Raw genomic sequence first — 25,606 nt, forward strand, 5'->3', positions numbered from 1 at the left:
GCCGGATCGAGCCTCGATTTATTCCGTAGAGCTATCTGGCGCGTTTCGATCACACTTCCGAATACGGCTCGAACTTTCCGCTGACAGGGTCGCGTACGAACAGGACCCCCGTGGCGATACCGAAATAAGCCCCGTGCAGAGTCAATTCGCCTTGTTCGACCCTCTCTCGCACGGCGGGGAAGGTCATGAGATTTTCCAGGCTGTATTCGACGACAGCCCATTCCAGGTCGCGTATCCAACTCTTGCGGTCTTCGGTAGGCGGGCCGAGCCGGTCGGCCACCGGCGCAATCTGCGACATCCACTTGCCGATGAAATCGCGTTTGGTCAGCGGGGTGGCCTGGTTGGCGAAAGCGCCTACGCCCCCGCAACTGGCATGGCCAAGCACGACGATATGTTTCACCTGAAGGGCATTGACGCCAAACTCGATCGCCGCGCTGGTTCCGTGAAACGAGTCTTCCTTATCGGACTCGCAGGGAGGCACCAGGTTGGCAATATTGCGTATCACGAAGATCTCGCCCGGGCCGGCGTCGAAAATGGTTTCGGGCGCCACCCTGGAATCGCCGCAGCCTATGACCATTACTTCTGGGTGCTGGCCTTCGGCCAATTCTTCATATCGATCCCGCTCGTGTGAGAGCCTTCTTTGAAGAAATGATACATAGCCATCGGTAAGTCTTTGCGGGAACATGTAGGTACACCTGAGTTGAGTTGCGACGACTCAGATTTTAGCGCGCCGAACGCTCTGCGTAGTACACATCGTTGCGCGCGTCCCGCAGGCGGCGGTCGAGGTCGCGCAGGTCTTGGCGCAGGCGTGCGCGCTTGTTGTCATCGCGGGCCTTGTCCAGCTCGCGCTGCTTGCGGTTGACTTCGCTGTCAAGCTGGTTCACCCGCTGTTGCGCCTGATATACGCGGTATCCGGCGCGGTACCGGTCAAGGAACTTGGCTTCAAGGAGCGGCGGGCAGGAATTCCTGTAGCTTCGCCCCTGGAGCCCTTCTTGCATGCCTACGTCGGGGGTGCAATACTGCCGGATCCCTATGTCGCGTCCGGCCATGTATTTTTTCACGTCCGGCTGGATGCCAAGCTTGGCACAGGCTTCGCGGTGGTCTTCGACTCGCGACCTGGGTTCGCCGTGTATTCCATCGCGCATGCCCTGTTCATACCAATTGGCGGTCTGGCATTCCTGCGGCGACATGCTTGCGCAGCCGCTCAATAATGCGGTTGCACTGATTGCTGCAAGAATAATCGTTCTTTTTATTTGCGCTTTCATGGTCAAGCCTGTTTTTGCGGCCCCGGCTTGTCCGGCGACTGGGTGGATCGGCTGAACGTATAGTATCAAATTATTAATTTTTCATACAAAATAAAAATGGGATGGCATGACCGCATGAATTCACTGACCGGATTGGGCACGATAAGCCTCGATCCGACGCGATGAGGTATCTACAGAGAAGGGACTTCCGGGGAGTCTGAACCATGAGTCAGGATCGTGTCACCATTATTGGGGCCGGGGTTTCCGGCCTGGCCGCGGGGATCCATTTGGCTCGCCAGGGCTTTGAGGTCAGCCTGTTCGAGGCACGCAGCACGCTGGGCGGTTGCTGCTCAACGACGAATATCGACGGCTTTACGTTCAACAACGGAGCCATGTTTGTGGCGGTTCCGCGCCTGCTGGATCATGCCTTCGGCCGGCTTGGCCTGGACCGCGAGCCCCTGTTGCCATTGCGCCGCATCAATGCGCCCCAGGCGACATTCCTGCCAGGCGGCACGTCAGTCACCTTTGGTACGGGGCGCAATGCGCTCGTCGAAGGTCCGAACGGCCTAGCCCGAACGGCTGTGCTGCAGGACGAGATCGAGAGGTGCATGGCCAAATGGAGCCCGGTGCTTGAGGTTTTTACGGATGACTTGTTGACGCAGCCCTTGTCCGTCTTGCGCGTGATGTCCAGGACGTGGCGCCACTTGCCCAAGCTCAGGGGCAGTCTTGCCGCCGAACTGTGCCGCCAGTTCAGCGATCCGGAGGTGCGTGCCGCCATCGCCGCCGTGACTTTGTATACGGGTTTGCCGCCAGAACGCACTCCCGTCTTCCAGATTTTCGGATTTATCTCCATGCTGCAAGACGGGCTGTACCTGCCTGAGGGTGGAATGGGTGCAATCAGCGGTGTCATGCACAAGGCTTTTTGCGACCTTGGAGGCAAAGTTATTGCCGGTACGCGGGTCGAGAAAATCCGGACCGAGGGCGGGCGGGTGCGGGCGCTCGTCATTGAGGGCAAAGAAGAAGTATTGACCGACGCGGTCATTTCGACGGCCGGCGGCATGGCAACTTTCACCGATCTGATGGATCCGTCGACTGTTCCGTCGTCAATGAAGCGCCGCGTGCTGCATGCTCCGCTTTCACACCAGACGCTGTGCATCCAACTGGGGCTGGCAAATCAGCTGCAGGCGCCCGCCCACTCGGTGAATCGTGTGCCCCTGCTCGAAGAGCAGTACCGGCTGCTGGCGCCGCAGCCCGCGGGTATTGAATGGTTGAGCTATGCCGTTCCGACCTTGACCATGCCCGAACTGGCATCGGCGGGCGGCAGCATTGTCGAAATGTTTACGGCCGTTGATCAGACGCTGGCGCTGGGCGCGTGGGATGCCGAGGCAAAAGAGGCCGCCGCCGACGAGGCCATTGCGGCGCTTGCACGCCACCACCCGCTTGATGTCGCCGTCAGGCGAATCACCAGTCCGAAGGATTATGCGACCCGCATGAATTTGTTCGAAGGCGCTGTATACGGCTTGTCGCCGGCGGCAAAGCCCAGCCAGCAGTTTCCGCAAGCGCCGCCAGTGACAGGCTTGTTCCTGGCGGGTCAGACCACGTATCCGGGCTTTGGCGTGGCACCCGCGATGTTCTCGGGGATATTTGCCGCGGACGCCTTGATTGGGAGCTTGTCTCGGGCGCGATGAATGCGGCGGGCTTGCGGTTTATTGCGGCGGCTGGAGCTCTTGAAGCAGCAGTTCCATATAGCGTGTGCCCTCCACCGGGTTGAAGCGGTACGGGGCGATTTCATGAAAACCGAGAGAGCCGTAGAGGCGCTGCGCCGCGAGCATGGATGGCAGGGTATCGAGCCTGACACGCTCATAACCGAGTTGCTTCGCCCGTGCTATGGCCGCCTGGGAAAGGCGGCTCCCGACCGCCCGGCCTCGGCCGGCGGGCCGGACGTAAAGGCGTTTAAGTTCGGCAATGGCTGGCGGTTCGAACGGTCGAAGCGCGACGCATCCAAGCGTTACGTCGCCGTCCCAGGCCAGAAGCAAGGCACCGGAAGGCGGCGCATAAGCGCCGGGGAGCAGGGCGACTTCGGCGGCAAAATCCTGGAACGCCAGGTCGATATCGAGCGATGCCGCGTATTCCTCGAACAGCACCGCGGCCGCTCGTATTTCCTCCGGGGTGTTTGCCTCGCGTATTTCCATCATGCCGTGGTCTCTTGGGTGTTGCTGGTTGGTCGCTGGAGGTGGTCAGGGGCTGCCAAAGAGCTTTTTCTCCAGGTTTCTGCAAACATCGGGCCATTCTTCATCGATGATGCTAAAGCGTACGGAATTTCTCTGTCGACCGTCGGGCATGATGCGTTCTTTGCGAATGGTGCCCTCCTGTTTTGCCCCGAGCCTAAGAATGGCTCTGCGGGATTTTTGGTTGATTTCATCGGTGGTGAATTGCACCCGCAGGCAAGCGAGCGTTTCAAACGCGTAGCGCAGCATGATGAATTTGGTTTCGGTATTGACATATGTCCTCTGCCACGAAGCGGATAGCCAGGTGCTGCCGATTTCCAGTTTCCGGTTTTGACGGTCGATCTTCCAGAAGCGGGTGGAGCCTATTACCCGATTGGCTTCCCGGATCTCGATGGCAAAGGGCATGACCGTTCCTGCCGCCTGGCCTTCCAGCGCGATACGGATGTAGTTATCGACGGTTTTGGACGACGGCACGACTGTGAACGGCAAGTTCCAGAGCTTTCCATCGGAGGCCGCCGCAACGAGGGCCGCTGCGTCGGAAGCGAGAAGCGGGCGCAGGCATATTCTTTGACCTACGAGTGGTTCCATGTGTGTGATGGGACTTTAAATATCAATAGACATTGGGGCTGAAGGCCGGCCAGGGATTACTGTACACCAGGGTGGAAAAAGGTTTCCAGCCGGCTGCTTGATTGATACGATGATGAGGCGTAGCCGCGGATAACGCAGTGATGAGAATGGCAGGGAAGATAATGAACGATATCGAAAAGCAGGATGCGCCCGGGAAAAGATCGCCTCTTTATCTTCGCTTTTATCTGGCGGGGGTCGTGATCCTGGCCGTGGGCCTGATCAGTGCCGCCCTGATATATATATTGGCGGCGGATAACCAGGTTGACGAGATCGGAAGCGGCAAACAGTATGATTTCGCCGTGGAGCGCATTGGCGGAAAGGCGGCGGTTTGGGCCGTTCACTTCAATCAATGGTTTGGCGGCCTTTGGCACGGAAAACAGCTGGCATTCACGTTGGCATTCATTTCCATAGGGGCCGCCCTGGTGTGCTTTCTAATCGCCCGCAGCCTGTCGTTTGATTTGTCGTTCAAGCGAGCCAAAAGCCGCAATCACTGACCAGGCGGCTCAGCGCACAGGCAGGAAATTGAAGAAGAGCAGGCCCTGCATATAGTTGATGCCGACCCGTCGAAGGTTTTCATCGAGCAGGTTGGCCACCAGGTCGAGCCGGCCTATCAGTTCCCCGAATTCCCGCTCAAAGCTTAGGTTGGCGACATCGCCGGAAATTTCGTTGGAAAGCAGCAAAGGGTGGCCTGACGCATCGCGCCGGCTGGCCAGCAGCCAGGCGGCGACCTCGACGTTGCGGGCCGCATTGTAGACGTGCTGGGCGTTGAGCACATCGGAGACATAAAAACGCGTCTTGCCATTGTGGGCCTGGATGATCATATCGGCCAGGCCAAAGATGAAGGCGCCCACCCGATCGCCCTGGTAGGCGGGATCCAGGGCAACGGAAAGAATCTGGATATCGCGCAATCCGCGCAGATCGGGAGGCGCCTGGCCCGTCTGGATGGCCTGGCGTCCGGCGGCTATGGCGCTTGCCAGGTCGGGTGCGCCGGTCTTGCGCCATTGCGCCGGGTTTCGGCGATAAAGCTTCCCGAGCAGGCGAGTCAGGCTGTCCAGGTTGTCGCGCATGGCAATTGTGACGGTGCGGTTGAAGTCGGTCTGCGCAAGCTGGTCGAATGACATTTTCTCGTTGCGAGGTCCGGGCGACCCAGGCGCCGCGCCCGGTCCGGCGCACCCCGTCAGTCCCATTCCAATCGCCAAGACTACGCATGCGACACAGCCTTTATTCATGCCATTTTTGTCCGTTTCGTGTGTCCGAAGTCATGACGCCGGAATTGCCGGGCGCCTGCTTGACAGAGACTTTATCAGAAAACCGTTTCCACTTCGGCCTGGTGACTCTGGATACGCCTGACGCTTGCGTGACACATGGCTTGATTCAATAGGGTATGCGGGAGATCAAGCGGGTTTCTTGAAATCGTTCTCGATCCATGCCGTGGCGCTTTGCATAGTGAGCTTGAAGCCTGTGCCCACGCGGACCTGCGCAAGCTGCTCGCCGAACCCGTCGCAAGCGCTTAACAGGGCGTAGGGGTTGTCTTCGTCGGGAACGATGTCCAGCTTGATGTCCAGCAATCCTGAATCCGAGGTGACTTTGATGTTTTTGTGCAGCAAGGCATGCAACTGTTGCTCGTGGCGGCGCAAGACTTCGGAAGCCGTCTTGACCAGCGTGAAAAATGCGGCGGAATCGAGCGGTTTGGGGTTCTTCTTGTCGCGCCCCATGGTCCAGGGGCCAACCAGCGCCGGCTCTGCTTCGCCGTCTTTGATCATTTCCACTGCCCAGCCGTCGTCGTCGCCGTTTTTTATGACACGAGCGGTCCAACCGTCATCGCGCCATAGCCGCGGTTCCTGGGTCCTGGTTTCGTGGTCGTCGGCGCCGTCGTGCGCGTCGGTGTCGGGGAAATTCAAGTCGTTCACTATTTTATGGCCCTGCTTGATTCGTCTGTAAGGGACCCAAGCTTAGCAGTAATATGGCATGCACTCGAATCCGCAGTACAGCGGCACCTTTGGAGAACACAATGGAATATATCAAGCTCGGCAACACCGGCGTGGATATCTCGCGCATCTGCCTTGGCTGCATGACCTACGGCGTCCCCGAGCGCGGCAACCATCCCTGGACGCTGCCCGAAGACGCGAGCCGCGAGCTCATCCGGCATGCCCTTGACGCGGGTATTAATTTCTTCGATACGGCCAACAGCTACTCCGATGGCACAAGCGAGGAGATCGTCGGGCGCGCGCTGCGTGAGTTCGCGCCTCGCGATCAACTGGTTGTCGCCACCAAGGTGTTCTTCCCGACGCGAAAGGGCCCGAACGGCATGGGTTTGTCCAGGAAGGCCATCATGCAATCGATCGACGCGAGCCTGACCCGGCTTGGCATGGATTACGTCGATCTGTATCAGATTCACCGTTGGGACTATCGCACTCCGATTGAAGAAACCCTGGAGGCGCTGCACGATGTGGTGAAAGCGGGCAAGGCGCGCTATATCGGCGCGTCGTCGATGTTTGCCTGGCAATTCGCAAAGGCGCTGCATACCTCGGAGCAGCACGGCTGGACCCGTTTCGCAACCATGCAGGATCACTACAACCTGCTTTACCGCGAGGAAGAACGTGAAATGCATCCGCTCTGCGCGGATCAGAAGATCGGTGTGCTGCCGTGGAGCCCGCTTGCCCGTGGACGCCTGACGCGCGACTGGAACGAATCCACCGAACGCACCAAGACCGATGACTATGGCGCATCCTTATATGGGTCGACGGCCGATTCCGATCGCGCCGTAATAGAACGTGTTGCGCAAGTCGCGAAGGGCCGCGGCGTACCCCGCGCGCAAGTCGCACTCGCCTGGATGCTGAGCAAATCGGTCATTAGCGCACCGATTGTCGGCGCATCGAAAGCGAGCCATATAGACGATGCCGTTGCTGCGCTGTCTCTGGCTCTCACGGATGAGGAAATCGCGCAACTGGAAGCGCCTTACGTGCCCCACGCCGTGGCGGGTTTTAAATAAACACGGAGGAGCCGCGGCATGCCGTTTGCGATCCGGAACCGGTTGTCGTACGGCATCGGAGGACATTCGCGGGCTCTTGTTTAATGAAAGGAGTACATAAAAAACGATTGATCAGACATTTTTCTTATTAAGCGGCTGCGGAAATCTTGTATATTTGTCAGGATGTTAACAAAATGTTTTGATGTAATAATAAAACAACGGCGCGCTTAAAGCGTGCCCTATAGTTGCACCCTGTCCATCCTGCCGGTGAGATCACAAGTATGTTGACGACATGATAATGTTGGACACTTCTCACAACAATGCGGATTTCGGCCTGTATAGAAGAATGCTGGCGGAAAATAATCTGATATTGACCAATATCGCGCAGGGTGCGCCTCTGGCCCAGACGCTGGCTGATATTGCAACGAGCATCGAGATTCAGAATCCGGAAGTATGGGCCGTCATTTTCCTGCTGGACGAAAGCGGCAAGCACCTGCGCCTTGCCGCCGCGCCCAGCCTGCATCCGGACTGCAGCTGTGCAATCGATGGTATCGGCATCGAAACCGGAACCTGGCCGCAGCACGCAGCGAGCGATGCCCTTGTCGATACCGCCACCGAGGATCTCGAGGCCAGCCAATTCTGGCGCCGTTTTTCCGGCGTGGTCCAGGAGCATGGCTTGTATGCTTGCGTCGCAGTCCCGATCCGCTCCATGCACAAAGGCATACTTGGAATTGTGGCCGCCTGCCTGCAACAACCTGATCGGGGCGGCGACAAGCATAGGCAAGCCCTGGCCGATGTTACGGCCCTGGCCACCATAGCGATTGAGCGTCATATCGATCAAACGGAGATACGCAGGGCGGAAAATGCTGCCCTGGAGAGGGAAACGCGAATAGCGCTGGCCATCGAAGGAAGCGGAACGGGCGTCTGGGATCGAAATGTCGCAACAGGCGAGATTCACTATTCGACAGGCTGGAAGGCGATTCTGGGCTACACCGATTCGGAAATCGGTAATCGCATCGAGGAAAGCTATACCCGCGTGCATCCCGACGACCTGGCGTATGTCAAGGCGACAATACAGGCGCATTTCGATCGAAAGACGGATAGTTATTCGGTGGAGCACAGAATCCGCTGCAAGGATGGCAGCTACAAATGGATATCGAGCCGGGGCAAGGTCGTTAGCCGCGATGCCGAGGGCAATCCGCTGCGCATGATAGGCACGACTACCGATATAACGGCGATGCGGGCTTTGTCCGAGCGCTTGCAGCAAAGCGTGGATTTGATCACCAGCCTGACGAACGAAGTTCCGGGCCTGGTATTCCAGTATTGCCAGATGCCGGACGGCGCTGCGTTTTTCTCTTATGCCAGCGAAGGAATCAAGGATATCTACGAGATCGCGCCAGAGCAGGTTGCCACCGATGTCTCGGTCATGCGTGAGATCATTCATCCCGACGATTACCAGAATTACAGCGCTTCGATCGCCGCCTCGGCCGCCAGCCTGATGCCCTGGCATCTCGAGTACCGTGTCATATTGCCCACGCAAGGCCTGCGCTGGCGGCAGGGGGACGCTCGGCCCTGCCGCCTGCCGGACGGCCGCACATTGTGGCATGGCTTTATCAGCGATGTGACCGAGCGCAAGCGCATAGAGACTGAATTACAGGAATTCGCCACCATCGATTTTCTGACGCAATTGCCGAATCGACGCTGTTTCATGGCGCGCATGGAAGAAGAGCTGGCGCGGATTCAGCGCAGCAATGGCATGAGTGCCGCTGTTCTGATGTGCGATCTTGATTATTTCAAGGCGATCAACGACGGCTACGGCCATGCCATAGGCGATCAGGTGCTGAAGCACTTCGCCACAATCCTGCGCGAGGCGCTGCGCAAGAACGATACCGTAGGCCGCGTAGGCGGCGAGGAGTTTGCTGTTATTCTGGCCGACACGGGGTTCGCCGAGGCGGCTCTTTTTGCCAGGCGGGTACAGAAGCAAATAGCCGACGCGCCTTTCGTCGGGGGCGGTGAAATAATCCCGGTGACGGTAAGTATCGGTATTTCCGCGATGAAGCCAAGCGATGCGAACGTCGCCGCCTCGCTTTCCCGCAGCGATACGGCGCTCTATCGCGCTAAAGGCAGCGGTCGCAATTGTGTTGAAATTGCGTTCGACTAGCATTCGTGCCCCGCGGGCATCTGGCATGGGCACGGTTTCGGCGCAGGCCCGCCGATCTCTTGCTTGCCGTTCGGAGTTAACTTTTGGCCCATAGCTGTTCTATGAAATATTTTTTTGGCGTTCTTGTCGTCCTTATAGGATTATTTTCTGCTTCACCGGCCGCGGCGGGCGATTTGATCGCCTCGAGCGCCATACTGGAAGACAGTGGCGGGAACCTGACGATCGCCGATGTCGTGGGGCGCAAATTCACTCCGTTCAATCGCCAGGTATCCAAGGGCTATACGGATTCCGTGCATTGGGTGCGCTTGCGGGTTCGTGCGCCCGCCCAAGGCAGTGAGGTGGTGCTGCATATCGGTTCGAGCTTTCTGGACGACGTTCGCCTCTATGAGGCCAGCGACAGCAATCCCCTGGAGTGGGTCACCCGGGTGACGGGTGATAAATACGCCTATAGCCAGCGCGATCGCGTAGCCATTGCGCTGGGGTTTGTCGTGAATGTGACGGCTCCTGAGCAGACTTTCTATCTTCGAATACAAACCACCAGCGAATCCTTGTTGAACGTAAAGGCTCTGGAGCCGCACGAGGCTCTGCGCAACGAGCAGAAGTCCGGTTTCCTGCGAGATATTTTCATGGGGCTCATGCTGTGGGCTTTGGTATGGGCGATTGACCATTACATTGTGGATCGTCAGCAGACCGTAGGCCTGTTTGGCTTGTATCAGGCCGTTTATATTCTTTATGGATTGAGTATTACCGGGTATTTCGCGCCTTTTGTCCCCGACGGTTCTCCGCAAATGGCCGACTGGCTGACCAATATTCTGACCTGCGGTGTGCCATTCATGTTTATCCTGTTCAGCCGAGCGCTGTTCAGGCTTTATGTGCCGGCACCGATGCTGATGCGCGGCCTCAATCTGTTCCTGCTGATTTTCCCTGTTCAGCTCGCCGCGATGGCTACGGGCCATACCTTGGCGGCGATCGGCATCAGTGCCCTGTTGTCCCTGGCAGCTGTCTGGTATTGCGTCATCGTCGCCTTTTCTGCCCGAAAAGAACAGGCTCCGAGTCTGCGATTCTTGCGGGCCACGTATATCGTGCTTGCTCTTTTCGCCACAGATTCGATTCTTGCCAGTTTCGGATGGTGGGCCACCTGGGAGATAAGTTTCAGCGAAGAATGGGAACTCATCACGCAGGGCGTTGTAAGCAGTGTCCTGATCTGTTCGATGCTGTATATGCGCTTGCGCCAGTTGCGGCGCGATGCGCAAGAATCCGCGGTAGCCTTGGTTTTGTCGCAGAAAACCCTTGAACTCGAACGCGCGTACAAAGAAGAGGCCGAGATTCACGCCCGTACGGATTATCTGACAGGGGTGTTCAACCGGCGCTACTTTGTCGAGCTTGTCGGCCGCGAACTTGCGCGTGCCTTACGCAGCAAAGAACCCTTGTCATTGCTGATGATGGATATCGATCATTTCAAAGCGGTCAACGACATGTGGGGCCACAGCGGCGGCGACACGGTCCTTCGGAAAGTGGCGCAGGTGATTCGAGGCGTGTTGCGTGAAGTGGATGTATTCGGCCGCATAGGTGGAGAAGAGTTTGCGGCGGTACTGATAGGCGCCGATATTGAACACGCGCTGGAGATAGCGCAGCGGCTTCGGACGGAAGTCGCCGATGCCGTGATCGTCCTGGCGCAAGGCGGGCAGGTGCGGGTTACGGTGTCGTTGGGACTGACGGAATTGATGGGCCGGAATATCGATCTGGATGGCTTGCTGCATGAAGCCGACGAGGCGCTTTACAAGGCAAAGCGATCGGGACGCAATTGCGTTGTGGTGGCCGACGAAGGGGTTGGCACCTGAGGGTGCGGGTCGTCAGTTGAGGGTAGGTTCGCGCTGGAATATGGCGACGATGGCTCCGATGAGCAGTATGCCGGCCGACAACAGCAAGCCGGTCTGCACGCCATGCGGGCCGTCCGAGATGGCACCGCTGAGCACAGGGCCAATACATTGGCCGAGTCCGAACGAGACCGTCAGCGCAGCAATGACCGCCGTCAAGGCATGTGGCTTTACAGCCTTGCCGGCAAAGCACGTGACGGCGGCAACCACCGCGAGAAAAGACCCGCCGAACAGCCATGCCGAGAAAAACGCTGCCGTTTTTCCGTCGAAGACGACCGGCAGCAACGCCCCGATTGTCACGATGCCCAGTGCGGCCACCAGGCCCCAACCCGCCTTGAATCGCGCAAGCAGAGGACTCCAGAGAAAGGCTGCGATGAGCGACGCGGTGCCCAGGCAGGCCCAGAAGACCGATATGTCGAATGCATCCAGGCCCCTGCTTCGCAAATAGGCCACGATGAATGTCATGTAGGCGATATAGCCCGCGCCGAAGAGTCCATAGCTGACGACAACGGGTAGCAGAAAGCGCAGTGACCATCCTTTCTGGCCGTCGCCCTGGGGTCGCGGCGCCGGTGCCTGAACGCGTCGCAGCGCGGGCAGCGCAACGACGGCGCCCAGGAAGGACACCGCGCCCAGAATGATCCAGCCGCCACGCCAGCCGGCGAGAGCCAGCAAGGGGGGCACGACAAACGCGGAAATCACGATTCCGAGCCCGCCGCCACCCAGGTAAACGCCCATCGCCAGCGGTATCGACGCCGGCTTGTTCCGAGGCACGGCGGCAACCGTGAAAGCGGCGCCGATGACGAAGGCGACGGCCCCGGCAATGCCGGCAATCACGCGAAGAATGATCAGCCAGGTAAACGAGGCCGTCAGGCCGGAGGCAAGCAGCGTGGCGGCGGTCAGCAGCAAGCCGGCCAGGAACGCGCGTTTTGCTCCGAACCGCGTCGCCGCCTGGGATGCGATGAGCGCGCCCACGAGGTAGCCCAGGGCATTGGCCGTATTCATCGCCCCGGCATCGGTATAGCTCCAGGCAAGATCGGTCCGCATGCTCGGCAGCAGCAGCGCGTAGGCAAACCTGGCCAAGCCCAGCGCTATCGCCGGAGCCATCGCCAGGCCGGCGGCTATCCACAGTGAACGCCTTATCGACATCGCGGACGAATTGTTTGCTGCGGCATTTGAATATCCTGGTAGATCCTTCGTGATCGGCACGGCTTGTCTCGCTGGAATGGGTGGCTGCTTGGAACCCCTTCCCGGGGGCCATGGGTCGATCTTAAGGCTTCCTGACGTGGGAAGGTCAATGCCCTCAGGCAGCCCATGTCGCATTATGAGCCATTGATTGCCTTGTCGAATATCCGGTGCGGCGATAGATCCGAAGGTTTGGTGGATCTAGATGGATATCATCAGCTCGTGCGTCCCTCCGTCCAGAGGAACCTGCACGCGGCCCTCGGGACAGTCGACAGGCGTGCCGTCAAGAAGGGCCTGCAGGATACCGTGGCAGCGCCTCGACGGATTGTCTATATGGATATGGTAGCTGTTTGATTTTATTTTTACCGTGGCTTCAAACCCCGGCCATGCGGCCGGGATACACGGGTCGACGATAAGGAAAGCCCCCTCGCGGCGGATACCCAGAATGCCTTCGGTGCCCGCGCGGTACATCCAGGCCGCGGAGCCTGTGTACCAGGTCCATCCCCCACGTCCGACATGCGGCGGGACGGAATAGACGTCGGCTGCGACTGCATAAGGTTCAACCTTGTAGCGTTCAACCTCCTCGGGCGTACGCGCATGGTTGATCGGGTTGAGCAGTGCGAACAGCTCGCCAGCCTTGTCGCCCGATCCCAGCTTTGCAAACGCGAGAATTGCCCATGTGGCGGCATGGGTGTACTGGCCGCCATTTTCCCGGAGCCCTGGCGGATAACCCTTGATATAGCCGGGATCGAGCGCCCCTTTGTCGAAGGGCGGCGAAAACAGCAGCGCCAGGCCGTCGTCGCGGCGAATCAGATGTTCGTCCAGCGACGCCATCGCCGCGGCGGCGCGCACCGGATCGGCCCCGCCCGACAGCACGGACCACGATTGGGCAATGGAATCGATCCGGCACTCCTGGCTGTCTTTCGAACCGAGCCAGGTTCCGTTGTCGAAGGTTGCTCGGCGGTACCAGTCGCCGTCCCAGGCTTCTTTCTCCAGCGCGTCGCGCACTGAAGCGGCGTGGGCGCGCCAGCGTTGGGCACGGGCCGCGTCCCGGTCCGAGGCCAGCGGCGCGAAAATCTCGATGGTTCGCACCAGCAGCCAGCCGAGCCACACGCTTTCGCCCCTGCCTTCTTCACCGACCCGGTTCATGCCGTCGTTCCAGTCGCCGGTGCCGATAAGCGGCAGGCCGTGTTCGCCAGTGAGTTCGAGGCATTGGTCGAGACCGCGGGCGCAGTGCTCGAAGAGCGATGCCGATTCATTTGCGACCGTCGGCTGGAAGAAGGAGTCGTGCTCTCCAGGCCCCAGAGTCGGGCCCTCGAGGAATGGAACAATTTCATCCAGGACAGCCGTGTCATCCGAACTGGCGATATACGTTGCGGTCGCGAATGCGAGCCAGACCCGATCGTCTGAAATACGCGTTCTTACTCCTCGTCCGGAAAGCGGCAGCCACCAATGCTGGACATCGCCTTCGACAAATTGTCGCGCCGCGGCACGCAGCAGATGGTGTCGTGTTGCGTCCGGCTCGGCGTTTGCCAAGGCCATGCCATCCTGAAGCTGGTCGCGGAAACCATAGGCGCCGCTTGCCTGATAGAAGGCTGAGCGCGCCCAGATGCGGCAGGCAAGCGTCTGGTAAAGCAGCCAGCCATTGAGCATGATGTCCATCGCCCGGTCGGGTGTCTTGGCCTGGATCGTTCCTAGCACGCGCGTCCAGTAATCACTTACTTCTTGAAGAAGGGCGTCGAGGTTGGCTTCGCGGTAGTGGGCAATCAGCGCCGCGGCCTTCTCGGCGGAGCTGCATTGTCCGAGGAAGGATACGATCTCGATGGTTTCGCCCGCGTCCAGCTCCACCACGCATTGCAGGGCCGCGCAAGGATCGAGGCCGGCGCCGATTGCGCCGGATAATGGTGTGATTTCGGCGAGCGCGGCTGGAGCGGCCGGCCCGCCGGTGCGGCCCAGAAACTCGGTACGGTCCGTGGTCCAGGATGTTTGTCGGCCGCCGAGGTCGGCAAAAGCCACGCGATCCGAAAAAACGATGTTCCAGGGGTTGCGGGCCAGCAGGGCGCCGGAGGTTTCATCGATCTGGGTCACGATAAATGGCGCCGCGGCGCCTCGGGAGGTGCCAAGCACCCACTCCGCATAGGTCGTAACTGAAAGGCGGCGTGGTTTTCCCGAGAGGTTTCGAAGGGTAAGCCGCGAAATTTTGATCGGATCCGCAAGAGGGACGTATTGCAGCAAATCAAGCTCAATGCCGTTCGCCTGGTGTTCGAAGCGGCTGTAGCCATAGCCGTGGCGGGCAATGTAGGTTCCATCGTCCCGAATCGGTTGCGCTGTTGCGGTCCAGAGGTCGCCGGTTATGTCATCGCGAACATAGATCGCTTCTCCCGCGGGATCGCCAACCGGGTCGTTCGACCAGGGAGTGAGCTGGTTCTCGCGGCTGTTTTCGGACCAGCTGTAGCCGCTTCCCTCGGCGGCCACCTGGAAGCCGAAGCCGGCATTGGCGATAACGTTGATCCAAGGTGCGGGAGTTGTCCGGCCTGCATCGAGGATGGTCACGTATTCGCGGCCATTCTTGTCAAAGCCGCCCAGGCCATTGAAGAACTCGAGGCCTTCGGGCGCGGGAGACGGTTGCGGTGCCAGCATGGAATACTGCAGATTGCGGGCCGGGATTGGCTGGACCGGTGTCTTGGGCAGGCGGGCGAACTGGTCGGCAATAGGCCCGCGGCGCGCAATCAGCATGACGCGCGCGACCGATTGCAGCAAGGCCCGGGCATCGGCACTCATGAGGTCGGCGCGTAGCGCGTAGACCGCGCCTCGCGCAAGCTCCACGTCGAAGCGCGGCCTTGACTGGCTGCTGCGTACGGCGGTATCGATTTCGATTTGCAGATCCTGCACATAAGAGGAAGCGCGCTCGTTGATGATGACAAGATCGACGGCGAGGTGCTTCATGCGCCAATATTCGTGCGCACGCAGCAGTTGGCGAACCTGTGCAATGTCATCGATGTCGTCGATACGCAGCAGGATGATCGGCAAGTCGCCCGAGATCGCGTGCGGCCACAGGCCTGACTGGCAACCCGCTCCGCGGATGATTGCCTCGGAAGGGGCCCTGAATCTTGGATCGGCATACAGGATTGGCGCGGCGAGGCGTTGAAAATCCGCCGCTTCATCGGTCTCGACGCTCAAATGGTGCAGTTGGACCTGGGCTTGGGTCCACGCAAGGGTCTTTGCCCTGTCGAATGCGTTTCGATCAAAGTGCTTGTCGACGAGGTCCAGGAGTTCTGCTCGCGACGATGCGACAATGGTCCAGAAGGAAACCCGCGCGACATCGCCGGGTGGGATCAGGACGCGCTGCCTCAGCGAAAAGATCGGGTCGAGCACGGTTCCTACTGTATTTGAGAGCGCTTGCCCGTCTTCGATGGCAAGGGCTGTGGCAACCGTGCGTCCTCGGCCCATGAATCGGGCTCGGTCGGATTCGTATTGCGGGTCTGCAACGATCTCGCCTTCCACCACGGCGAAGTGGGCGGCCCATATCGAGGGTTCGTCATGCGCGCGCGGACGGCGCGTTGCGATGAGCGCATCGAATTCGGCAAGATGCTCGGTGACGACGAACATCTTCGCAAAAGCCGGGTGCGCACTATCGGCCGCTACCGTCGTCAATACCACTTCGGCGTAGGAGGTAAGTTCGATTTCACGCGGGCGGCGCCCTCGGTTGGTCAGCGACACGCGGCGGACTTCGCCGTCGTCCTCGCCGGAAACCAGGACGTCCATGACGGTAGTCAGGGAGCCGTCGCGGCGGATGAATTCAGCGTGATCCTCGCCGAAGACAACTTCCCCGTAATCGGCGGCGCTTGCGACCGGCTGCGTGCTGGCGGACCAGGCTTTCCCGCTTTGCGTGTCTTTCAGGAAAATAAAAGAACCCGAGTTGTCACGCGTTGAGTCCTCGTTCCATCGGGTTATAGCGATGTCGCGCCAGCGGCTGTAGCCCGCGCCCGTTGCGGTCAGCATCACCGCGTAGCGCCCGTTCGACAGCAAATGAGTTATGGGGGCGCTTCCGGATGCCGCGGTGAGGCGGCGCACGGTGGGTGCCACGGCGCCGGCGTCGATCGAAGCCTTTACTTCTTCGGCTCGTGGATGGGCCACGGCGACGTCCCGGGGCATGCGTTCCTGGAGCAGGAGTTCGCAGGCCTTGATCATGGGCTCGCGATGAAAACGGGTACGCATCTGACTATCGTGCAATGCATTGGCCAGGGCAACGATGGTCATTCCCTGGTGATGGGCCATGAAGTTGCGCACGATTGCGACATCTTCATCGTCGGGAAGCCGGGAACGGGTAAAGTCGAGAGCCTCGTAGAAGCCGTAGCGGCCAAGTGCCCCGAGTTCGGCCAGGCGGTCGTAGTTGCGTCGAGCGCCTTGCGGATCCACCATGGCCGCCAGGCCCGTTGCGTAGGGCGCAATGACCAGGTTTTCGGCCAGGCCGCGCTTCAAGCCCAGGCCTGGAACGCCGAAATTGGAATACTGATAAGTGAATTCCATGTCGCGGGCGTTGTAGGCAGATTCCGAGATCCCCCAGGGGATGCCGAGCGATCGCCCATAAAGCTCCTGGCGTTGCACCACCAACCGATTGGTCTGCTGAAGCAGGCTGCCAGCCGGTGCGCGCATCACCAGCGATGGCATCAGGTATTCAAACATGGACCCCGACCAGGAGATCAGCGCCGACCCGGCTCCAAGCGGGGTCGCTGCCCGGCCCAGACGCAGCCAGTGCCGTGTTGCAACGTCTCCCTTGGCTATGGCGAACAGGCTGGCAAGCCGCGCTTCCGAAGCAAGCAGATCGTAGCAATTGGAGTCGAGGCTATTGTCGACCAGGGAATAGCCGATCGACAGCAATTTTCGATCAGGATCGAGGAGAAACGCAAAATCCATTGCAAGAGCCATCTCGCGTGCCAAGGCGGCGAGCGCATTCAGGCGGTCTTTCAGAATATGCGGTTCGGCGGCGATCTGCAGCCTGTCGCGATTATGTTCGGCCGCTGCTTTTCCGAGCGCCTCGATCCAGAAGATCAGATCAGGAGAGGGGTCGTCCTCGGCCATCGGCAATATATTGCGAGCGGCCTTGGCGCCCTTGTCGGCAAGCCGCTTGAGTGTCGGAAACAAGGTTTCGATTCCTTGCCCGTCGTTGCTCAGCTTTGTTCCGATCTCGTCAAGTATGGAAGTCAGCTGCTGTCCTGGCTCGCCGCTCGCCGACGGCAGAGCATGGGCGGCTTCGCGCGCCAGTTGCAGACTGTCCCTCATGCCCTGTCTGGCGTCCTGGACCGACGAGGCTTGCGCCCATTCTTCACAGGCGTTGGCGAGGGCAATCAGATGGCCGGCAAGATTTCCGCTGTCGACGGATGAAATGTAAACAGGATCAAGTGCGCGCAGATCCTGTGTTGCGTACCAGTTGAAAAAATGCCCTCTGAACCGATGCAGCTTCTGCAATGTGTCGAACGTTGCTTCCAGCCGTTCGACGGTTTCGGTGGTTCCCGCCCAGCCAAAGTCGCGGGCGGCGACGGTGGAGAGCAAATACAGCCCTATGTTGGTCGGCGAAGTCCGGTGTGCAATGACCGGCTTGGGAGTTTCCTGGAAGTTGTCCGGCGGCAGCATGTTGTCTGATGGCGTCACCAGCGTTTCGAAGAAACGCCAGGTGCGGCGCGCGATAAGACGCAAGTCGCGCGCATCGGAGCTTGACATGGCGAGTTGCCGCGCAACCGTCTCTGATCTGCTGGCCCACAAGGCGAGCGCCGGTGCCGCCAGCCACAGCAAGACGAAGGGCAGCGCCAGCGGCCACGACAACGGCGCAATGGCGATTGCGGCGATAGCCATGAAGAGGCCGAGCAATGTGCCTCCCGCCATTTGCCGGTAAAAGCCAAAGAGATCGGGACGCGGGCGTCCCTTGGATTGCGCGGCTGTGGTCCATTCGAGAAGGTGGCGGCGAGTCCGGAATAACCGGATCAGCGTTCTTGCGATCGCATCCCCCATGCGCCAGGCCTGATCGGGCAGGAAAACGATGGAAAGAATCGTTTGCTGGGCCGCTAGCCGCAGGTCGGTAGTCAGGCTGCGAAAGTGATTGCGCAGGCGAATGCCGCTCTGACGCGGAAGTATGGAAAATAGGGTGGGCAGGAATGCGGGAATAGCGATGGCGGCGAGCACTAGCATGACCGCTTCCACGCCCGCGGGAGCCGGCAGCAGCCAGCACAGGCACAGGGCCAGCAGGGTGAACGGCGCAAACAGAGATCGCCTGAGGTTGTCCAGCATTTTCCAGCGGCCGATCAAGGGTACGGCGTTGGCCCCTGTGCGGCGTTTGAAAATCCAGGGTAGGAGTTGCCAGTCGCCGCGGGTCCAGCGATGCTGGCGCTTTGCCGCGACATCGTAGCGGGATGGAAATTCCTCGACGACTTCGACATCGGAGGCCAGGCCGGCGCGTGCGAAAATACCTTCGAAGAGATCATGGCTGAGCATCGTGCTCTGGGGAACACGGCCGCTCAGAGCCGCCTCGAACGCATCGATATCGTAGATGCCCTTGCCTGTATAGGAGCCTTCCCCGAAGAGATCCTGGTAGACGTCGGAGACCGCCGCTGCATAGGGATCCATACCGCCAGGGCTGGAGAAGACTCTTTGGTAGAGAGAGCCTTCGCGGCCGATCGGCAGCGAAGGAGTGACGCGCGGCTGAAGAATGGCATAACCGTCGACGACGCGCTGTTGGGCATCGCTGAATTTTGGACGGTTCAGTGGATGGGCCATTTTGCCGATTAGCCGCAATGCGGCATCCCGGGGCAGTCTGGTGTCGGCATCCAGAGTGATGACGTAGCGCACATCGGGAGGTACCTGCGGCGGGCGCCCCGCGATGGGCATGAATGTCGTGTCGGTAGCCCCGCGCAGGAGCCGGTTGAGTTCATGCAGCTTGCCTCTTTTGCGCTCCCATCCCATCCATTTGTTTTCGCCGGCATTGAAGACGCGATGCCGATGCAGCAGAAGAAAGCGGTCGCCGGCGGGCCCCGGCCCGTAATGGCGGTTGAGTTGTTCGATCGCTTCGATCGCTACGGTCAGCAGGTGTGCGTCGCTTTCGAGAACTTCCTGATCGGCGTCAAGTCCGTCCGTCAGGAGAGCGAAGCTCAGGTCGCCGCTGGCGCCGGCCAGGTGATGGACTTCGAGCCGTTCGATTTGTTCCCGTAGATCGGCTTCGCCGGTCAGCAATGTGGGTACAGCGACGAGAGTCCGAAGCGATTGCGGGACGCCTGCCGCGAGCTCCAGACCCGGCAGGGTTGTTGCGCCGAAACTCCACGTAATTGCGCGGTTGACGAGTGCCGTCGCTACTTCGGTTGCCGGAAGAAAGCCAATCAGCGCAAACAGTGCAAGCCAGCCGGGCCCAATGCCGGAAGCGGCAAGCGTCCAGAGCCCAAGAACCAGCAAAGCCGTTGTGGCAGACAGGACCCCGGCGACATAGCCGCCAATACCCAGGCGAATGTTGAAACGGCTGATCCGCAGCCGCGCGGAGGGGCGGAATTTGATCGTCTGCTCGAATGCCCGGCGGCCTTCGGCAATCAGATGGTAGCCGGGATCGCCAACGCGTTCGGTCGCAACGCTACTGGCCTCGTTCTCGGCCGCTGCGTGCGAGACCTGTAGTACCAGATCGGCAATGTCGAGTTCCGAGAATGACGAGCCGCGAGCCAGTTGTTCGATGGCGCTCCGATACAGATTGCGTGTCGAAAAATCCATCGCCGCAAAGGTGCTGGCTGTGCGCAACCGTTCGTCAACAAGGCTCACGCTTTCGAACAATTCGGCCCAGTCGATATTGGAAATAAGCCGCATGCTGGTGATAACGTTGCGCACCGTGACGTTGGAGGCCCCTTGTCTTTGCTGGGAGTGGAGCACAACGTCTTCGATGGACGCGCCTTGAAGCCCAAGCCGCTTCTCCAGCCATCCTAGTGCCGGGGTGGTTCTTGGATCCTGGTCCCTCAGCCGTTTTGCGAGTTGAGCGGCGAAGAGTTCCGACAAGTGCCCGGAGGAGCGCGTGGAGATGTCTGATTCCAACGCAGATCGGGACGAACCCGATACCAGCAACTGATTCGTCAGCGTGTCGGCATCCGCCCTCTCGCCTCGCCCGGCGGTGATCTGGTCAGCCAATCGGCGCAAGTTCTCGACAAGGACGATTCGCAGCGTGATTGCCACTGCCCATAGCTCGCCGATGGTAAGGGGCTGAACGCGTTGGTAGGCGGTAATGAACCGCCGCAATATGTCTGGGTCGAAGTGGCTGTCTGTGTGCGCCACAAAGGCCCACGCAAGACCGAAGACCCTTGGATATCCGGCAAATGGTCCCTCCGCCAGTTTCGGCAATTGGCGATAATAGCCAGGCGGCAAATCATCCCGAATCTCGCGGATCTGTTCTTCGACGACATGATAATTGTCGAGCAGCCATTCGGCGGCGGGTACAACCCCTTCACCGCCTTCGAGTTCGGCGGCACTCGCCTTATAGGCAGCAAGCAAAACGGCTGCATTGTCATCGAGCCGGGTGTGCAAAGGCAGCACCTTGGGCGGCCTGGTGGTGACCCGCTGCGCCGCAGCGAGGCTTTCAGCATGTTGCTCGAGTCGTTCTATACCGAAAAGCTCTTCCCTTACCGGTGCCTGATCGTCCCATGGCGGCACGGCAGGGCGATTCCTGAAAGCGTAAGAAAAAATCGATTTCATGAGCACCCCTCCGGCCGGCGCCGGCGTTTCGCAGTCGCCAGGGCCAGCGCAAAGAATCCCCCGTTTATTTCTTTTTGGTTTCGGATGTCTGTGTCCCTCCTTTGGTGGAGGCGGCGCCAAACGGCGAAGCGGGCATTGCGGGCTTTGGAGGCTGCTTGGGCTTTTTTGCCTCTTTGTTCCCGCGTAATTGACCTTTGGCCATGGATATACTCCTTGAGAGACTACAGTTGTATGCCAGATGGCTCACTACAGCATACGCGCTATCCGATGGGATTGGGCGACTATCCATAAGCGGCCCCCGCATTGTTGCCGTGTACCGAGCTGCAGTTCGATCCGTGAGCATGTGTAAGAACGTATTGCAGGCGCTTGTGCCGCGTCGGCCGTGTTGCTAAATTGAAGACATGGCTGGAGTTGATTGCCGATTTATCTGGTACATGCTTTCCAACTTTGGAGGGTCGGCATCATGGCAAAGTTTCCTCTTTCGGGTAGCGAGCGGGTAGAGCTTGCCGGGGCGCGGTGTGTCGGCGCTGCCGACCCGGTAGAACAACTGGAAGTAACGGTGCTGATGAGGCGCCGGGGCGATGACGAGTTGCGTCGCATTGCCGATCGGCTTGTCGCAGGAGAAAGCACGCCGGCTTGTCTGTCGCGTGAGGAATTTGCGCGAAAATTCAGTGCCGCATCGCAGGATATCGCCAGAGTCACCGAATTTGCAGATCGATACGGCCTTCGCGTGCTACGCAAGAATGCGGCTGGCAGCAATGTCGTTTTGGCGGGAACGGTCGCGCAGTTCAATGCCGCGTTCAATGTCGACCTGCAGGGGTACGAGCACATTCTTGGCAGCTATCGCGGACGAATCGGCCCGCTGCATATTCCCGAGGAGCTCAAAGAGATTGTGACCGCAGTCCTTGGCCTCGATAATCGTCCGCAGGCGCGATCTCATTTTCGCCTTCGTCCGCCGTTCCGGATAGCGCGGCAAGCCGCCCGCATCTCTTATCTACCGACGCAGATCGCTTCGCTCTACAACTTTCCGGACAATGCGGGCAAAGGGCAATGCATAGGCCTTATCGAGCTTGGGGGCGGATACAGTCCAGGCGATCTGTCGGCCTATTTTTCGAAACTGGGCTTGAGGCCTCCGGTGGTGACGGTGGTTTCGGTGGATGGTGCAAGCCATCCGCCAAGCGGCGATCCGAGCGGGCCAGACGGCGAAGTCATGCTCGATATCGAGATCGCCGGCGCGATTGCACCCGAAGCCGACATTGCCGTTTATTTCTCTACCAATAGCGATGCGGGTTTTCTCAGCGCATTGAATAGTGCGGTGCACGACGCCCACAATAAGCCATCGATAATTTCGATCAGTTGGGGCGGCCCGGAACCCGCCTGGACACCGCAGTCGATACGCGCGTTCAACGATGCGCTGCAAGCCGCCGCCGCGATGGGAATAACGGTCTGTGCCGCTTCGGGAGACAATGGCGCGAGCGACGGCGTCTCCGATGGTGCGAATCATGTTGATTTTCCGGCTTCCAGCCCTTATGTGCTGGCGTGCGGCGGTACAAGCCTGCGCGCGGCCGGTAATGCCATCCTGAATGAAGTGGTGTGGAACGATGGCGAACAAGGCGGTGCCGGAGGCGGCGGTGTCAGTGCTCTATTCGATTTGCCTGTGTGGCAGCGAACGTTGACGGTAAAAGGCCGCAATGGCGGCAGTACGGCCCTCTCCGGGCGAGGTGTTCCGGACGTTGCGGGCGATGCCGATCCCATGACCGGGTATCAAGTGCTTATCGATGGCACCGAGGAGGTCGTGGGGGGTACAAGCGCCGTGGCGCCTTTATGGGCCGCGCTCATCGCCCGGATCAATGCATCCAGGGGACAGGCAGTCGGGTATGTGAATGCGAAATTGTATCGGCAGCCCGCGGCCTTCAACGATATTACGCAAGGCGACAACGGCGGTTTTGCCGCTTCATCGGGATGGGATGCCTGCACGGGCCTGGGCAGTCCGAACGGAAGGAAGGTGGCCGATGCGCTCTGAACCCTGTTTCGACCCAACTCCGTACGGCAACGGGCCCGATGATTCGGTTGCTGACGCAAGCGAGAACGCGGCGGTCACGCATCATACGATCAGGCTTGGCGTTCACGCATTTGCGTATACGGCGACAGCGGGGCATTTGGTCGCTGTCGATTCCGGCAGCTCGAAGCCGTGCGCGAAAGTATTCTATGTCGCCTTCACTCTCGACGGGCAGGTCCCCGAAAATCGCCCCGTCACGTTTTTCTACAATGGAGGGCCGGGATCGTCATCGGTTTTCGTCCTGCTGGGCTCGTTTGCACCCAAGCGCATAAAAACGGCTATGCCGGGCTTTACACCGCCCGCGCCGTACACGCTCGAAGACAATCCCGACAGTTTGCTCGACAAGAGCGATCTGGTTTTCATCAATCCGGTCGGCACAGGGTATTCGGCTGCGGTTGCTCCGTTCAAGAACAAGGATTTCTGGGGCGTGGATCAGGATGCGAGATCGATCACCCAGTTCATCAAACGCTACCTCACCGCGAACGATCGCTGGAATTCACCGAAGTTCCTGTTTGGCGAATCGTATGGCACGGCCCGCAGCGCCGTGCTCTCGTACGTGCTGCATGAAGACGGCGTCGATCTGAATGGTGTGACGATTCAATCGTCAATTCTCGATTACGCCCAGGTCGGCAATCCGATCGGTGTCTTGCCGACCGCCGCGGCCGACGCCTGGTATCACAAGAAGGTCGGGGTTCATCCACGGCCCGCGCAGTTGTCGTCATTCATGGAAACCGTCCGCTCCTTTGCGCAGGGCGACTACGCGACGGCACTGCGGGAGTTTCCGAAAACCAGGCCGGCCACGATAAAGCGGCTTGGCGATTACACGGGGATCGACCAGGCGACGCTGATGGCGTGGAATCTTGATCTTGCCGCAAGCGACACCCAAGGGCGGTCACTGTTTCTTACCGGCCTGCTGCAAGACAAAGGACTGGCATTGGGATCGTATGACGGCCGTGTGACGGGCATTGACACGGGCATCGCTAAAAATATCGCGCCGAACTCGGGCGGCAATGACCCAACCATGACGGCGGTATCGGGGGTCTATACGGCCATGTGGAACAGTTATCTGAACGACGAGCTGAAGTTCACGTCGAACTCGGCCTTTACAGATCTCAATGACCAGGCCTTCCAGAACTGGGATTTCAGCCATATCGACCCGACCGGAGCACAAAAAGGGATCGATGCCAAAGGCAATATCATCCTGTATACCGCGGGAGACCTGGCGGCCACGATGAGCCTGAATGTCGACTTGAAGGTGCTGTCGGCCAATGGCTATTATGATTTCGTCACGCCGTTCCATCAGACCGCCCTCGATCTGCAAAACATGCCGTTGGTGGATCCCTCTGTGCGCAAGAATCTCAGACTGGGATTCTATCCGTCCGGACACATGATCTACCTTGATGCCGGGTCGCGAACGGCATTGAAGGCGGATCTGGCAAAGTTGATCGACGAAGCGATCTCCGATCATCCGGCGATGATGCGTATCAGGGCATTGCAGGCGCGCAAGGCGGGTTAGCACCGGGTTTGCATTCCTCCAACGGGATAGGGCCGTACTCGATATACTGGCTGCATCAAACCATCGGGGGATTCAATTGAACAGTACGGGGCTTGCGCTCTGCGCATGGTGGCGAAGGTTGGGACTGGTCACCCTGGCCTTTTTGGCGGGATGTACAGGGGGAGGAAGCCCCGTCGGCGGCGATCACGTTGCCGCCGCTTTGCCGCCGTCTTACTGGCGACCGGGTTTGACCGACACCTGGCAATGGCAACTGAGCGGAGAACTCAACACATCGCATGTAGCCACCGTTTACGACATCGATTTGTTCGATACGCCGGTTTCCGCCATTCGGGCGCTACAGGCTGCGGGGCGGAAGGTGGTTTGTTATTTCTCTGCCGGCAGTTCCGAAGATTGGCGATCCGATTTTCCCCGATTCAAACCGGCCGATATGGGAAGTAGCCTGGATGGCTGGGCTGGGGAAAGATGGCTCGATACGCGTTCGCCCAATGTGCGGCAGATCATGCGCACACGGCTGGCTCTGGCGGCCAGGAAGGGATGCAATGGTGTGGAGCCGGACAATGTGGATGGTTATGCCAACAAAAGCGGATTGCCGCTGACAGCGGATACGCAACTGGACTATAACCGTTTCCTGGCCGCTGAAGCGCATAGTCTGGGCTTGTCCATAGGCTTGAAAAACGATGTGGATCAACTGGCCGATCTGGCGGAGTATTTTGATTTTGCGGTCAACGAGCAATGCCATGAATATAAGGAGTGCGATGGTTATCAGGCCTTTATCAGCGATGGCAAACCTGTGTTCAATGCCGAGTATGCCGCCTCGTATCGTACGAACCCGAAGGCGCGTGCCGCGCTCTGCGCCGATGCCCGCGCTCGCGGGTTTCAGACGCTGGTGTTGCCCCAGGAATTGGACGACAGTTTTCGCTATAGCTGTGGGCCTGAGTAGGACGCGCCGAGTGCCGGGCAGGCTCGGTTCTATAAAGACGCCGCAGGGTGGGCGGTGCTGTGTAGTCCGGCACGTCCAGCGGTCGT

General features: G+C 59.5%; 16 protein-coding genes. 8 read left to right on the top strand and 8 right to left on the bottom strand.

What is annotated here, in order from left to right; translation table 11 throughout:
- Nucleotides 1-49: 49 nt before the first annotated feature.
- Entirely contained in the window at nt 50-685 is a 636-nt protein-coding gene (locus ACYVIS_RS08765) for a carbonic anhydrase (RefSeq protein WP_232741857.1), read from the bottom strand.
- A 37-nt stretch (nt 686-722) separates the two neighbouring features.
- Nucleotides 723-1,265, bottom strand: a complete 543-nt coding sequence (locus ACYVIS_RS08770; RefSeq protein WP_232741856.1) for a DUF2799 domain-containing protein — start codon at nt 1,263-1,265, stop codon at nt 723-725.
- Between the two features lie 203 nt (nt 1,266-1,468).
- Between ACYVIS_RS08770 and ACYVIS_RS08775 the strand changes: the two genes are divergently transcribed.
- Nucleotides 1,469-2,932 (top strand): phytoene desaturase family protein, encoded by a 1,464-nt coding sequence (locus tag ACYVIS_RS08775; protein WP_460873785.1) that lies wholly within the window; start codon nt 1,469-1,471, stop codon nt 2,930-2,932.
- An 18-nt stretch (nt 2,933-2,950) separates the two neighbouring features.
- On the opposite strand, the gene ACYVIS_RS08780 is transcribed toward ACYVIS_RS08775, so the two are convergent.
- A complete protein-coding gene (locus tag ACYVIS_RS08780) occupies nt 2,951-3,439 on the bottom strand; it encodes a GNAT family N-acetyltransferase (RefSeq protein WP_460873786.1) in 489 nt (162 codons plus the stop codon).
- Between the two features lie 42 nt (nt 3,440-3,481).
- Nucleotides 3,482-4,060 (bottom strand): GNAT family N-acetyltransferase, encoded by a 579-nt coding sequence (locus tag ACYVIS_RS08785; protein ID WP_232741853.1) that lies wholly within the window; start codon nt 4,058-4,060, stop codon nt 3,482-3,484.
- A 161-nt stretch (nt 4,061-4,221) separates the two neighbouring features.
- Between ACYVIS_RS08785 and ACYVIS_RS08790 the strand changes: the two genes are divergently transcribed.
- Nucleotides 4,222-4,593: a hypothetical protein gene (locus ACYVIS_RS08790; protein WP_232741852.1), complete on the top strand. Its 372-nt coding sequence runs from the start codon at nt 4,222-4,224 to the stop codon at nt 4,591-4,593.
- 9 nt (nt 4,594-4,602) lie between these two features.
- Here ACYVIS_RS08790 and ACYVIS_RS08795 read toward each other — a convergent pair whose 3' ends face one another.
- Together ACYVIS_RS08795 and ACYVIS_RS08800 are read right to left on the bottom strand one after the other, a co-directional pair.
- Nucleotides 4,603-5,328 (bottom strand): hypothetical protein, encoded by a 726-nt coding sequence (locus ACYVIS_RS08795; protein ID WP_460873787.1) that lies wholly within the window; start codon nt 5,326-5,328, stop codon nt 4,603-4,605.
- A gap of 165 nt (nt 5,329-5,493) precedes the next feature.
- The gene (locus ACYVIS_RS08800) at nt 5,494-6,000 is read right to left on the bottom strand and encodes a hypothetical protein (protein ID WP_460873797.1); all 507 of its coding nucleotides are present in this window, start codon (nt 5,998-6,000) and stop codon (nt 5,494-5,496) included.
- A gap of 110 nt (nt 6,001-6,110) precedes the next feature.
- On the opposite strand from ACYVIS_RS08800, the gene ACYVIS_RS08805 reads away from it, so the two are divergent.
- The 3 genes from ACYVIS_RS08805 to ACYVIS_RS08815 all read left to right on the top strand — a co-directional run bounded on the left by ACYVIS_RS08805 (nt 6,111) and on the right by ACYVIS_RS08815 (nt 11,072).
- A complete protein-coding gene (locus tag ACYVIS_RS08805; protein WP_460873788.1) occupies nt 6,111-7,091 on the top strand; it encodes an aldo/keto reductase in 981 nt (326 codons plus the stop codon).
- Nucleotides 7,092-7,368: 277 nt separating this feature from the next.
- On the top strand, nt 7,369-9,231 hold the full coding sequence (locus ACYVIS_RS08810) for a diguanylate cyclase (RefSeq protein ID WP_460873789.1): 1,863 nt from the start codon (nt 7,369-7,371) through the stop codon (nt 9,229-9,231).
- Between the two features lie 101 nt (nt 9,232-9,332).
- Nucleotides 9,333-11,072, top strand: a complete 1,740-nt coding sequence (locus ACYVIS_RS08815; RefSeq protein WP_460873790.1) for a sensor domain-containing diguanylate cyclase — start codon at nt 9,333-9,335, stop codon at nt 11,070-11,072.
- A gap of 12 nt (nt 11,073-11,084) precedes the next feature.
- Here the strand turns inward: ACYVIS_RS08815 and ACYVIS_RS08820 are convergent, their stop codons facing one another.
- On the bottom strand, nt 11,085-12,254 hold the full coding sequence (locus tag ACYVIS_RS08820; protein WP_460873791.1) for a YbfB/YjiJ family MFS transporter: 1,170 nt from the start codon (nt 12,252-12,254) through the stop codon (nt 11,085-11,087).
- A 237-nt stretch (nt 12,255-12,491) separates the two neighbouring features.
- Nucleotides 12,492-21,005: a GH36-type glycosyl hydrolase domain-containing protein gene (locus tag ACYVIS_RS08825; RefSeq protein WP_460873792.1), complete on the bottom strand. Its 8,514-nt coding sequence runs from the start codon at nt 21,003-21,005 to the stop codon at nt 12,492-12,494.
- 463 nt (nt 21,006-21,468) lie between these two features.
- Between ACYVIS_RS08825 and ACYVIS_RS08830 the strand changes: the two genes are divergently transcribed.
- From ACYVIS_RS08830 to ACYVIS_RS08840, 3 genes are all read left to right on the top strand, one after another.
- Nucleotides 21,469-23,028, top strand: a complete 1,560-nt coding sequence (locus ACYVIS_RS08830) for a S53 family peptidase (protein WP_460873793.1) — start codon at nt 21,469-21,471, stop codon at nt 23,026-23,028.
- Complete coding sequence (locus ACYVIS_RS08835; RefSeq protein ID WP_460873794.1) at nt 22,973-24,580, top strand: S10 family peptidase; 1,608 nt, start codon at nt 22,973-22,975, stop codon at nt 24,578-24,580. Before ACYVIS_RS08830 ends, ACYVIS_RS08835 begins: the two co-directional genes overlap by 56 nt.
- 226 nt (nt 24,581-24,806) lie before the next feature.
- Nucleotides 24,807-25,520 (top strand): endo alpha-1,4 polygalactosaminidase, encoded by a 714-nt coding sequence (locus ACYVIS_RS08840; RefSeq protein ID WP_460873795.1) that lies wholly within the window; start codon nt 24,807-24,809, stop codon nt 25,518-25,520.
- The last annotated feature ends 86 nt before the right edge of the window (nt 25,521-25,606 follow it).

It is taken from the genome of Paralcaligenes ginsengisoli (assembly GCF_054781135.1).

Bases quoted from the DNA above. Each gene is read 5' to 3' on its own strand.
- ACYVIS_RS08765 (WP_232741857.1), bottom strand. From the start codon at position 685: ATGTTCCCGCAAAGACTTACCGATGGCTATGTATCATTTCTTCAAAGA.
- ACYVIS_RS08770 (WP_232741856.1), bottom strand. From the start codon at position 1,265: ATGAAAGCGCAAATAAAAAGAACGATTATTCTTGCAGCAATCAGTGCA.
- ACYVIS_RS08775 (WP_460873785.1), top strand. From the start codon at position 1,469: ATGAGTCAGGATCGTGTCACCATTATTGGGGCCGGGGTTTCCGGCCTG.
- ACYVIS_RS08780 (WP_460873786.1), bottom strand. From the start codon at position 3,439: ATGATGGAAATACGCGAGGCAAACACCCCGGAGGAAATACGAGCGGCC.
- ACYVIS_RS08785 (WP_232741853.1), bottom strand. From the start codon at position 4,060: ATGGAACCACTCGTAGGTCAAAGAATATGCCTGCGCCCGCTTCTCGCT.
- ACYVIS_RS08790 (WP_232741852.1), top strand. From the start codon at position 4,222: ATGAACGATATCGAAAAGCAGGATGCGCCCGGGAAAAGATCGCCTCTT.
- ACYVIS_RS08795 (WP_460873787.1), bottom strand. From the start codon at position 5,328: ATGAATAAAGGCTGTGTCGCATGCGTAGTCTTGGCGATTGGAATGGGA.
- ACYVIS_RS08805 (WP_460873788.1), top strand. From the start codon at position 6,111: ATGGAATATATCAAGCTCGGCAACACCGGCGTGGATATCTCGCGCATC.
- ACYVIS_RS08810 (WP_460873789.1), top strand. From the start codon at position 7,369: ATGTTGGACACTTCTCACAACAATGCGGATTTCGGCCTGTATAGAAGA.
- ACYVIS_RS08815 (WP_460873790.1), top strand. From the start codon at position 9,333: ATGAAATATTTTTTTGGCGTTCTTGTCGTCCTTATAGGATTATTTTCT.
- ACYVIS_RS08820 (WP_460873791.1), bottom strand. From the start codon at position 12,254: ATGTCGATAAGGCGTTCACTGTGGATAGCCGCCGGCCTGGCGATGGCT.
- ACYVIS_RS08825 (WP_460873792.1), bottom strand. From the start codon at position 21,005: ATGAAATCGATTTTTTCTTACGCTTTCAGGAATCGCCCTGCCGTGCCG.
- ACYVIS_RS08830 (WP_460873793.1), top strand. From the start codon at position 21,469: ATGGCAAAGTTTCCTCTTTCGGGTAGCGAGCGGGTAGAGCTTGCCGGG.
- ACYVIS_RS08835 (WP_460873794.1), top strand. From the start codon at position 22,973: ATGCCTGCACGGGCCTGGGCAGTCCGAACGGAAGGAAGGTGGCCGATG.